At 36.4% G+C, this 12,280-nt stretch carries 5 protein-coding genes; all 5 read right to left on the bottom strand.

The window, feature by feature from the left end; genetic code table 11:
• Positions 1-112 precede the first annotated feature (112 nt).
• Complete coding sequence (locus RZ78_RS00785) at positions 113-4,738, bottom strand: LPXTG cell wall anchor domain-containing protein (protein WP_054607802.1); 4,626 nt, start codon at positions 4,736-4,738, stop codon at positions 113-115.
• A 563-nt stretch (positions 4,739-5,301) separates the two neighbouring features.
• Positions 5,302-6,546 (bottom strand): LPXTG cell wall anchor domain-containing protein, encoded by a 1,245-nt coding sequence (locus RZ78_RS00780; protein ID WP_054607801.1) that lies wholly within the window; start codon positions 6,544-6,546, stop codon positions 5,302-5,304.
• A 154-nt stretch (positions 6,547-6,700) separates the two neighbouring features.
• Complete coding sequence (locus tag RZ78_RS00775) at positions 6,701-7,897, bottom strand: LPXTG cell wall anchor domain-containing protein (RefSeq protein ID WP_054607800.1); 1,197 nt, start codon at positions 7,895-7,897, stop codon at positions 6,701-6,703.
• A 159-nt stretch (positions 7,898-8,056) separates the two neighbouring features.
• Positions 8,057-10,081, bottom strand: coding sequence for a hypothetical protein (locus tag RZ78_RS00770; protein ID WP_054607799.1), 2,025 nt, complete (start codon positions 10,079-10,081; stop codon positions 8,057-8,059).
• 154 nt (positions 10,082-10,235) lie between these two features.
• Positions 10,236-12,200: a hypothetical protein gene (locus RZ78_RS00765; RefSeq protein WP_054607798.1), complete on the bottom strand. Its 1,965-nt coding sequence runs from the start codon at positions 12,198-12,200 to the stop codon at positions 10,236-10,238.
• Positions 12,201-12,280: the final 80 nt, after the last annotated feature.

Below are 12,280 nucleotides of genomic sequence, written 5' to 3'. Positions count from 1 at the left end.
AATCCCCTGTAGAATACAGAAAATCAGTTGCCCAATTAAAGAGTTAGAAAGCTGCTTTTATTTATTTGTTCAAAATAATAGTTGCAGTTCCCTGGAGTCTTCTTTTTTAATGTTACTTGTTCTTTCTTCTTAATCCAAAGATTGACAAGATGAATCCTAGCACCATTGAGATTAGACCGAAACCGAATAAGTTACGTTGGTTAGTTTCATCACCAGTTTGAGGTAACTTACCTGCTTCTTTCTTGTCAGCAACTTGGCCACGATGACCATTTACTTCCTTAGCTGAAGCATTCTTTTCAGTTTCCTTGTTTGATGTCTTAGTAGTCTTCTTAGAAGCAGCCTTCTTTGCAACAACCTTGATATCGCCAAGTGACTTAGTTAGGTCAATTGTTGATGGTAATTGTGATTCGTCTGCTACCTTGTAACCCTTAGAAGCCAAGTACTTAACAAATTCTGCCTTAGTCATTGTCTTCTTTGAGCTTTCTACTTTAATAGTCTTGTTTGATCCAGCAACTTTAACGTTTTGAACGTAAACTTTGTTTGCTTGGTTCTTGTCTGCATCAGTTTTGCTTGATGCTTGGTTATTGTCAACATCAGTCTTGTTTGATGCTTGGTTCTTATCTGCATCGTTGTTGCTTGATGATTGAGTGTTGTTTGAAACGGCTTCGATGTCACTAACTGGCTTAGTTAAATCGATTGTTTCCGGTAGTTTTGATTCATCTGCTACCTTGTAACCCTTGTCATCCAATTCCTTAACAAATTCATCCTTTGTCATGGTCTTGTTTGCACTTTCAACCTTAACAACATCGTTTGAGCCAGCAACCTTAACGTCTTGTGCGTAAGTTTGTGCTGCTTGGTTCTTGTCTGCATCGCTGTTGTTTGATGCTTGGTTCTTATCAGCATCATTGTTGCTTGATGCTTGGTTCTTGTCTGCATCGCTGTTGTTTGATGATTGGTTCTTATCAGCATCATTGTTGTTTTCTGATTGATCCTTGTTTGATACCAATTCGATGTCACTAAGTGGCTCAGTTAGGTCGATTGTTTCTGGTAGTTTTGATTCGTCTGCTACCTTGTAACCCTTGTCGTTCAAGTATTTAACAAATTCGTCTTTTGTCATAGTCTCGTTTTGACTTTCAACCTTAATGGTATCGTTTGAACCGGCAACCTTAAAATCTTGTGCATAAGTTATGCTTGCTTGCCCCTTGTCCGCATCGTTGTCGTTAGATGCTTGGTTCTTATCAGCATCATTGTTGCTTGATGATTGATCCTTGTTTGATACAAGTTCAATGTCGCTAAGTGGCTTAGTTAGGTCGATTGTTTCTGGTAGTTTTGATTCGTCTGCTACCTTGTAGCCCTTAGCATCCAAGTACTTAACAAATTCGTCTTTTGTCATAGTCTTGTTTTGACTTTCAACCTTAACAGTATCGTTTGAACCGGCAATCTTAACATCTTGTGAGTAGCTAGTGTTGCTTTCATTCCTATTGCCTTCAACGTTTCCGGCTTTAGCAATGATTAGTCCCTTGAAATCGTCTGGGTTAGTCAAGTCTAGGGTATCATTCAAAGCATCTGGGTTCATTAGCTTGTAACCATCTGCTTCAACCCTGTTGATGAAGTCTTGTTTTGAGATAGTCTTGCTGTTTCCGCTCACTGAAATAGTGTCACCAGTACCAACAACACCGACGTTCATCTTGTAAGTTGTAAAACCTTCGATTAATGAAGCAACCTTCTTCATGTCATCTGAGTTAGTTAAGTTCAATACATCGTTTAACTTATCAGTATCAGAAACGTTTAGTCCTTGATCCTTTAATTGCTTGATTAAATCTTGCTTAGTGATAAGTGGAGTATCGTGTTTAACTACTGGTGACTTATTACCGTCACTACTGTTTAGTGTGTTAGTGTAGCTTGATGCATTTGGTGTAGCATCGTAAGCCTTACCAGCACTTAGGTCAACTGATGCTGGTAGTGAATCCATATCTGAAATTGTGTAACCTTGTGCTGAAACAGCGTTAACAAAGTCAGACTTGTTTAGGTATGAATTTTGTGAACCAACGTTTACAGTGATTTCCTTAGTAGTACCGTCACTTTGTTTAACGTTTAGTTGAACAGCATGAGCAGAAGCATTTGGAATAACCACTGGGTTAACGTTATCAACTGCAACACTTAAAGGATCGCTTAATGCTGATGGGTTCGCAACAGTGTAACCATTGTCTAGCATTGCCTTTACATATTCTGATGCTGAAAGTGAACCGTTAGCTGAAGGAACGTATACAGTCTTGTTAGTGAATGTACCGTCTTCGTTAGCTACCTTCACAGTTTGTGGGTAGTTAGTAACAGCTTGCGCATTTGGTTTTACATTAATTGAGTTGTCCTTAGTTAAATCAAGTGGGTAAGTCACACCAGCGTTATCAGCTAAAGCGTAACCTTGGGCAGCTAATTCCTTAGCTAGGTCGTCTTTATCGATAGTTGATGACTTAGAGTTGATGTTAACCTTAGAATTTGTACCATCTGGAAGTACAACTGTTAGTTGGTAACTAGTTGGTGCATTAGGGTTAGCAATTACTAATGGAGTAGTAATTGCACTCAAGTCGACTGAATCTGATAGCTTGTTCTTTTGGTCATCAGTTAGTTTGTAGCCCTTGTCTTCTAATGCCTTGATGTAGTCATCTTTAGACATAGTTGGTGTCTTGCTGTTGATGCTTACTGATACATCATGAGTTTGGCCATTGCCATCAGTGTAGGTTAATGATTGTGGATAGCTCTTAGTTTTTGTTGCGTCAGCATTTGGAGTAACTTCAATTGGATCAGTTGAATTTAAGTCAGTGTTTTGACCTAATTTAGCTTTTTCAGCATCTGTCAAAGTGTAACCTTGATCTGCTAAAGCTTTAGCTAAAGCGTTAGTATCCATGCTAGGATTGTCACTCTTAATATTTACAATAGCAGTCTTAGTTGTTCCATCGGCATCTACAAAACTAACAGTCTTAGGATATACGCTGTTTGAGTTAGCGTTAGGAGCAATTGTCAAACCAGTGTCACCATTGTTCTTGGTTAAATCAACCAGAGTGTCACCTAACTTGTTAATATCATCTTGTGATAGTGTGTAACCTTGATCTGCTAAAGCCTTTTGTAGTTCTTTAGGAGCAATTGTTGGGTTAGCACTATTAACAGTTAATGCGATTGGGTTACCGTTAGCATCCTTGAACTTCATTGCGTATCCTTCACCAGTCTTGTTAGTGTTAGAAGGTGTTGCAACTGTGCTATCAACGTAGATTGTAGCAACGTGATTACCGTTACCTTCATCTTTAATAGCTGGGTTTAACACGTATTGTGCTTGGAAGTTATCGTAAGTTTGTGAGTTAAATTGACTTGATAATGATGAAAGCTCTGGAGCATAATTTTGGCTCTTTAATGAGTTAACCTTGTCAGCGATTGAGATGTTGTCAAAATCAGTCACACTATCTTTTTGAAGTGAGTCAACAATCTTACCAGTACTCTTATCAACAAAGTTAATTGTTAAGTTTGAAACTGGAGCATTAACGTTAATCTTAACTGATTGATCCTTGTAGAATGCTGGAACAGCTTGGTTTGATACGATTGAGTTATTTGAATCTGGAGTAACACCCTTCTTAGTTACAGTGTTCAAAACATCCTTAATTGAAACCGGTTGGTTAATTGCTGAAGATGGTAGGTTTGTTGAGTACACAACGTTTCCGTGCTGGTCAATAAATGAAATTGGTAGAGAGTTCTTGATTAACTTGATTGCATAACTATCACTGTTTGCAAAATTAATAGGGTCCGGAAGGTCATTTGGATTTACAACTTGGAAACCTTGACCAGCTAGTCTTGCCTTGAATTGATCAGCAGTCAATGTTGATGAATTACTTGTGAATCTGGCTTTCATTCCGGTAGGATTGTTATTATCGTCGTCGATAGATAAAGTTTTTTGATAGTTAACATTGATAGTGTATGTTTCTGGTGCTGATTCTTGAGCTCTAAATGAATGAGTTTTAACCATGTCATTTGTAGGATCTAGTACTAAATAGCTAGGAACTGAATTAAGCACATCTGAAATATCGTATGGCGCATCATTATTAGCCTGAATTGTTTTAGAATATGCAACATTTTGATTTGAATCGACAAAGTTAAATGTTTTATCTGTTTTGATGTGGTAATCAGAGAATCTAGCACTGTAGTTACCATTACCATCGTCTTCAATGGTTGGATTGGTTGAAATACTTTCTGGATCAACACCCCAGTTGCTAATCATGAAATCATAGATACTTGAGTTACCAGAGTTTTGATTAGGGTAAGGGATTTTCTTTAAATCCAAGACAGTACTATCATAAGGAACTGTGACATCAAAAGGAACATAATCTGATGGGTTCATCACATTGTACACAACTACCTTAACTGTTTTAGTTGCGTTTGCATCATTACTTGAAGTTGAATTTGATGAACCACTGTTAGAGGTGCTACCTTGAGCAGTTGAGTTACTGCTTGCACTTGATGTTCCATTGTCGGAACTCGTTGTACTACTTTGTGAAGCTGAGTTGTTGCTTGTGTTTGATGTATTGTTATTATTGTTCGTTGTTGCGGCCTTTACATCGATAGGTCTATTGTCAGTATTTTGTGCTGCTTTAGCACCAGTGATTAACACACCGGTAACTGCTGCTGCGTAGATCCACTTTTTAGAAATCTTAGATCTATTTGAATTTTTATTATTGTCAAAAGATTGTTTCATAATTCTCCACATCCTCTTTCCGAAATCAAAATTTAAACTATCTGTCTTATTACGAATTAGATTATAAGGCTAAAAAATTTTAATTTGTACCCGATTTGATTGATTTTAAACCATTCTTAACTAACTTAATATTTAGCTAATCATTTTAATCTTTTTATAAGAAAATTAAGGAAAAATTTAGAAAAATTAAAAAACTGCTTTTAATGGCTTTTATATCAATGATTTCAAGGTGTTTTTGCAAAAGAACTCTTTAAAAGCTATAAGATACAAAAGCTGTTATATCAACGTTTTAAATATAAAGTGCAATTAAGCTTGTTGATCGATTTTCTTGCATAAAATTTTAAATATTTTTAGCAATTTACGGCTAAAAACGTCACTTTTTACTGACTAAAAATAAGTTTATGGTTAGGTTTTTTGGATAAAAAGTACAATTAATTAAACGAATTTAATGTCAATTTTAGATAATTGTTAAACGTTTTTTGCCAAAAAAATGCAAAAAAGACGACGAAATTACATACGTAATTTCATCGTCTTAATATTTATATAAAATTGAAACGTTTAACCTATTTGTTCTTTCTTCTTAGACCGAAATAAACAAAACCTAGACCTAGTGCAATGGTAGCAACGCCTAATGCGATTGCTCTAGCTTGGTTAGTGTTATCGCCAGTTTGTGGTAATTTAGCACGAACGTCCTTCTTTTCTGCAACTGGAGTTTGTTTAGTTTCCTTTGCAGCAGCCTTCTTTGCTTCACCCTTGTTTGCAGGATCAACAATCACCATTGTCTTTTCATCACTCTTTGGAGCTTGTGATGCAGATGATGAAGCGGTTGATGATTGTGCTGAACTTTCAGTTGAAGTAGCTGTAGTTGATGATGCATTTTCTGATGTAGCAACTGAAGAAGCAGCTTCTGATTTTACGTTTTGAGTTGCTGCGCTTGACTGCTCAGTTGAGTCACTTGATTGTGATGATTGGGTAACTTCACCTGATTGCTGAACAGTGGTTGTTGCCGCACTTGATTGTTCAACCGTTTTAGTAGATTCACTTACTGAAGCACTTTCCTTTTTGTCATCACTTGATGAAGATGATTGAGCTGATGAACTTGATTGACCTTGTGTGCTTGAAGCATCGGAAGTCGGTTGAGTGTTAGTTGTGGTTGTTGGCTTTGTATTTGATTCTGAAGTAGAGATATTCTGTTGTTCAGCCTTTTGAACTGTTGTTGGTGCAATTACGGAAATATTAAAAGTCGTTAATCCATTATCAACAGTTGCTGGGAAGTCTGTGTATGAATATCTATTTGATTGGGCCCATTCACTTAATTCCTTTGTACTAGTTCGAGTGTACTGAGTTACTTCTGGTTTAACTTCTGTATAAACAATATTACCGTTTTGATCAACTAAGTTGATTGTTAGTTTATGAGCAGGTTGCGTCAAATGGAAAGTATAATTTCCAGGTTTACTCATATCTAAAGCATCTGGAACATCATTTGTATCCTTACTAATACCAGGAAAGCTTGCTAAAGTTGAAAGAATTTGGTCTCTATTAACTTTTACGGGTTGAACTTGATAAGCATAACTAGCTAACGAAAATTCGTTACCATCAGCTGGCTTCTCAATTTGAGAGCCGAATTGGTTAACAAATGTAATTACTACTTTTGACGTTTGCCCAGTTTCATCCGCATGCACTGAGTATGTTGGCGCAAATTGGCCTACTTGTGTTCCAGTCAACAATACCCCTGTAATTGCTGAAACGTAAACGACCTTTTTAGTGTTCTTTAATAGTTTTGAACCTTTCTTATCGAACTTCATCATGCAACATCTCTCTTCTGTATAAAAATTTAATTACAATAGAATTAACTTTCTTTAATCATTATATATTCTTTTTGACTTTTTTATGTACTTTTTGTCTTATTTTAAATAAAAAAAGAAGACCCAACCGGGTCTTCTTTTCGTATTTATAGATAGATTATCTATTCTTTCTTCTTAATCCAAAGAATCCAAGAACAGCACCAACAATCATTGCGATGATACCAACACCGGCAATTGCTTGTTGGTTAGTCTTGTCACCAGTTTGTGGCAACTTGTTTGCTTCAGCCTTTGCAGGTTCACCAGCATTGTTACCAGCCTTTTCTGCACCTGGGTTTACAGGATCATAAATGACTGATGTCTTTTCATTTTCATTGTTAGCTTCTGACTTCTTTTCAGCCATTGATGACGCTACAGATGAAGCAACAGATGATTCAGCTGATGATGTGTTTGCGGCTTCAGAACTTTGGTTTTCAGCTTGTGATGAGGTAGTTGCTTCACTTGAAGCTTCTTCACTGCTTTGGCTAGCCTTTGAAGATTCAGCTGAGCTTTGTGTTGAGCTTTCTGCGCTTGATGCGTTTGAACTTTCAGCACTTGAAGATTCGCTGGATTGACTTGAACTAGCGGCGCTTGATGTTTCAGCTGATGAACTTTCACTTGAAGTAGAGCTTTCATTAGTGTTAGTTCCAGTTGAAGCAGCAGCTGATGATGTAGTGGTTGAAGCACTTTGTTTGCCTTCGTTATCGTAAGATGCGGAAGTTTGACCATGAATAGTAGTACCACTAGCGCTTGATACGTTAGCCTTTGATACTTCAACGTTGTATTGGTATTCATAGTTAAATGGATCTGTGTAACTGTAGCTGTAGTCGTTTGAGAATGGCTCAACTAAGTTTTTGATGTCAGTTGTACCAAAGTCAGTTACAGTGTATCCCTTGGTGGCAAGAACGGCACCGGTATCCTTATCAATGACGTTAACTGTCAAAGTGTGAGTTGGTTGATTCAAGGTGTAGTTGTATTCTGACTTGCTTAAATCAATGGTGTCAGGGATATCCTTGTCGTTCTTGATTTGGTCAGTGAAGTCATATGTCTTGTTGTTGTAGTGCAAAGTGTATGAAAGACGTGACTTTTGGAAGTTGTTGCTATCACTTGAAGCAGTTACGCCACCAAGTGAGTTCTTGTTTTGATCTTGGAAGTTAATTGTTGAATTGTATTTGTATTGATGTTGAGACGTATTGTTTGTGGTATCCGCCTTAGCTAAATAGTTACTGGATGAATTAGCATATTGGGCTCCAGCAAATAATACCCCAGTCATGGCTGCGGCATATACCCATTTCTTAGTATTATTGAATTTAGTCATAATACACAGCTTCTTTCCTATTTCTTTTTACAATTCTATTCTAGGAGCTTTTTGAACAAAGTGTATATTAATGCAGTGATTTTTACTCTTTTTTAAAAAAGGTTACAAAGTTTTTAAGGGCAAACTAAAAAGCAGGCCTATTCAGGTCTGCTTTAATTATTACTTATATTTCTTTACAAACTTAGTAGCTGCTTTCAATGAATTGTTAGCTTTCTTTAAAGCTTTTTGAACTTTAGCGGCTTTCTTCTTGTTGGCCTTTGAATGATTCTTCTTTAGTTTCTTCAATTGAGCAGTTAATGACTTAATTTGTTTGCTATCGTGATTGATAGTTGAAACGCTCTTGAAGTACTTAGTAACCTTTTCTTCCTTTACTTTTACTGATTTAAGTACTTTCTTTTCAATGGCTAATTTTGTTTGAAGTTTCTTGTAAGTCGTCTTTTGTTCTTTGGTAGCATGTTTTTTCATCTTTTTCTTCAAAGATTTCAATTTAGCTGTATCAGTCTTAACAGCATGTTCACTTTGTTTGTATGTCTTAGTAATCGTTTTTAGTTGTTCTTTGGTTGGTTTGGCATTTTCAGTCTTAGCTTTCACAACTGGTTTGGCAGTTTGTGGAGCGGGTTTTACTACCGGTTTTGGTGCTGGAGCCGGTGTTTTCTTTGTTTCGGGCGCTGGTGTTGATTTCGCTGTAGAAACAACTGGAGAAGCGGTTGAGTGTGATTGAACAGCTGGGGCAGCAGGTTGTTCGGCTGGCACAGATGATGGTTGTGCACTACTTTTTGCTGGTTCAATTGATGGTTGTGATGCAGATGAAACTACTGCGCTGCTCTTTGCAGATTCTACAGCTGGTTGTGATGCAGATGATTGCGGAGCTGCTTGTTGTGGTTGATTTGATTGTGAAGACTGAGCAGATGAAGATGCTTGTTGTTCTGCAGCTGCTTGACTCTTTGCTGCTGCACTTGATGCTTGTAGACCTGATAATGTATCCGTACTGTGGAATGTGTATGGACCCTTGGTTAGATCAATAAATGATGGCAAGTCTTTAACGTTATTAAAATTAACAAGTGAAGTATAGTCTTGATTTTCAGGGCCTAAGTTATTTGTGCTAACCAATTGTGATTCTGAACTACCTACAAGTAAAGATACAATATTATTACCGTCCGCTCCTACGACATTAACGGTAGTGTAGTACCCATCACTAGGGATCGTTTGTGAGGCATCTGAAACGTCTGGACTTGCATAGCCGTAGTCATATGTTTTAACATCACTTGGATTTGTTGGGGCAACGAATGTACTATCAGTAGTCACATTAATGGTTGCTGTATCTTGGTTATTTGATACATATTGTTGTCCTGGGTTAATAGAAATTCCATTGTCGTTAAACTTAGATGCATCGTCATAAAAATTAGTATGTCCATAGTTTGTGACTTGTCTAATCGTCTTAAAAACCGTTACATTATTTTGATTAACATAATTAATAGTTAAAGCATGGGTTGGTGCTACTACAAAAATGTAAAAAACATTATCCCCCTTATGTAACTCAGTAGGAGCTCCAATATTCGTGTTGATTGTTGAATCATAGGTCATTGGTGCACCATTACTTACAATGTTTAATTTGTACTTAGTTTGTTCTTGATTTAAATCATTCATAATTTTTTGATAGTCTGGATTATTGCTAGTATTAAAATCATACTTGTTACTATCAGTGCTGGAATACTTAGACTCAATATAGTTATAATTTTGATCCTTAATTTCAAAAATAAGCTTATTACTACCATTCAAGTCATTAGGTTCTTGTTCTGCCCCCGTTAAATTAACATAAAAAGTATTTGCGTCTGGATTTTGGGCATTTTCTTGCGTTGTCGGTGTATATGTATCTGAAATATTTGAGACATCATATCCTAGATCTTGAAGTTTTGTTTTGTAGTAAACAAGATTTATTGGTTTTCCAATATTCCCATTTACAAAGTCTGGAATAGCTTCACTATGGTCTTCTGCGTTGACAAATAAGATACTAACTTGATCTGATTGACTTGAGCTTTGTGTATCAGAAACTGTGTCTGCCTTTGTTTGAACTGATTCTACATATTGTCCCCCGATAAAAATTGCACCAAGTAAAATAGATGAGTACAATGCTTTTTTCCAATATCTAGAAACCTTCAAATTATTATCATTTGATTCCTTCATACAATATCTCCCCTAAATATAAATTGTTAAGAATTTATTAAATTATAACTGTATTATAATATATTTAATCAGAATTTAAAAATCGGATTATGTCGAGATTATTAATATCGTAAAAGCAAATTAAAAAGCAGACCTATTTAGATCTGCTTTTTTATTACTTGTAGTTCTTTACAAACTTAGTAGCTGCTTTCAATGAATTATTTGCTTTCTTTAAAGCCTTTTTGTCCTTGGAATATTTCTTCTTACTTGCCTTAGAATGCTTTTTCTTTAGTTTCTTCATTTGGGCAGTTAATGACTTAATTTGCTTATTATCACGACCGATGGTTGCAACACTCTTGAAGTACTTAGATAGTTTTCCTTCTTGAGTTTTTACTGAATTAAATGCTTTCTTTTCTGCAGCTAATTTTGTTTGAAGTTTCTTATAAGCTGCCTTTTGTTTCTTTGTGGCATGCTTCTTCATCTTTTTCTTCATAGCTTTAAGTTTGGCGGTGTCACTCTTAACTGCATGCTTAGCTTGCTTGAAAGATTTAGTAATTGCTTTTAATTGAGTCTTAGTTGGTTTTGCTTTAGCAACCGGCTTAGCAGGCTGTGGAGTCGGTTTGACTACTGGTTTTGGTGCTGGAGCTGGTGTTGGCTTTGGTGCAGGTGCTGGTGTTGATTTTGCTGTAGAAGCAACAGGTGCAGCGCTTGAATGTGATTGAACAACTGGAGCTGGTGTTGGTGCTGGTTGTGCACTACTCTTTGCAGGTTCAACGGTTTGTTGTGGTGCACTACTTTGGGATGATTGTGCCGATGGGACAGGTTTTGGAGTTGCAGAAGCTGAAGTTGGTTGTGCAGATGATTGTTGAACAACTGGAACTGAGGATGAAGTTGATTGAGAAGCTTGAGCTGATGAAGCTGCTTGTTGCTCAGCAGCTGCTTGACTTTGTGCTGCTGCACTAGATTGAGCGGCTTGTAGCCCTGATAATGTATCTGTACTGTGGAAAGTATATGGACCTTTGGTCAAATCAATGTTTGCAGGTAGGTCTGTTACATTATCAAAATCGATAAGTGAATCGTAATCACTGTCATCTGGATCTAAGTTTTCAGTCCTTACAGTTTGAGATTGATTGCTACCTACAATTAAGGATACGATGTTCTTTCCATCCGCACCTACAAAGCTTACAGTTGTGTAATACGCATCCCCATTTGGATTTTGTGAACCGTTTGCATCACTTACAGTAGTAACATCATCTGGATCTGGAAAAGCATAATTATATGAACCAACTTGAGTTGGGTCAGTAGGAATTTGGAATGCTTGATTTGTTGTTACATTAACAGTTGCCGTTGATTGATCATTTGCAACATAAGGTTGATCAGAGTTGATTTGAATTCCTGCGTTATCTTCACCAAAGTTTTTTTGGTCGTCATAAAAGTTAGTGTGACCATAGTTAGTAACTTGTCTAGTAGTCTTAAAAACAGTCACATTGTTTTGGTTAACATAGTTAATTGATAATGTATGGGTTGGTGCAGTTACACTAACCGTAATAACGTTATCTCCTGTTTGAAGACTTGGTGTATCAATCTTTCCATTATCAGTACTATTGCCATTAAGCGTAAACTTATCTTTTTCTTGTTTTAATTCATTAACAATTGCAGTTGAATCATAATTATCACTATTGTTTGTACTATCGTACTTAGATTCAATGTAATTACCGTTTTGATCCTTAATTTCGAAGATTAGTTTGTATTGACCACTAAGGGTGCTGGGTTCATTTTTAACGCCGATTGGTGTAACAGAATAAATCTTCGCATCAGAACCTGTGGGAGTATATGTATCTGGAATGTTTGATACATCATATCCTAAATCTTGAAGTCTGATTTTAGCATTTACTAAGCTTGATTGTTGTCCAACATAGCCTTTAACAATAGGATGTTGAAGATTGTTGTTGTTAGCTACATCATCAAAAATAACTTTTGATGGAACTGGTTGATTGGCTTTTTGAGTAGTATCTGCACTTGCGTGAACTGTACTTACATATTGTCCACCAACAAAAAACGCACCCAGTACAACTGATGAGTACAACGCTTTCTTCCAATAGTTAGAAACTTTTAAACTATTATCATTTGATTCCTTCATACAATATCTCCCCTAAATATAAAATATTAAGAATTTATTAAACTATAATCTCATTATAATACTTTTAATCAAAATTTAAC

Source organism: Apilactobacillus kunkeei (assembly GCF_001308195.1).
GTDB classification, from domain to species: Bacteria; Bacillota; Bacilli; order Lactobacillales; family Lactobacillaceae; genus Apilactobacillus; species Apilactobacillus kunkeei_C.
Note: the sequence above shows the minus strand (reverse complement) of the source record. Positions and strands in the feature narration are given on the sequence as shown.

Coding starts and splice junctions, on each gene's coding strand:
- RZ78_RS00785 (WP_054607802.1), bottom strand. CDS start 4,738: ATGAAACAATCTTTTGACAATAATAAAAATTCAAATAGATCTAAGATT.
- RZ78_RS00780 (WP_054607801.1), bottom strand. CDS start 6,546: ATGATGAAGTTCGATAAGAAAGGTTCAAAACTATTAAAGAACACTAAA.
- RZ78_RS00775 (WP_054607800.1), bottom strand. CDS start 7,897: ATGACTAAATTCAATAATACTAAGAAATGGGTATATGCCGCAGCCATG.
- RZ78_RS00770 (WP_054607799.1), bottom strand. CDS start 10,081: ATGAAGGAATCAAATGATAATAATTTGAAGGTTTCTAGATATTGGAAA.
- RZ78_RS00765 (WP_054607798.1), bottom strand. CDS start 12,200: ATGAAGGAATCAAATGATAATAGTTTAAAAGTTTCTAACTATTGGAAG.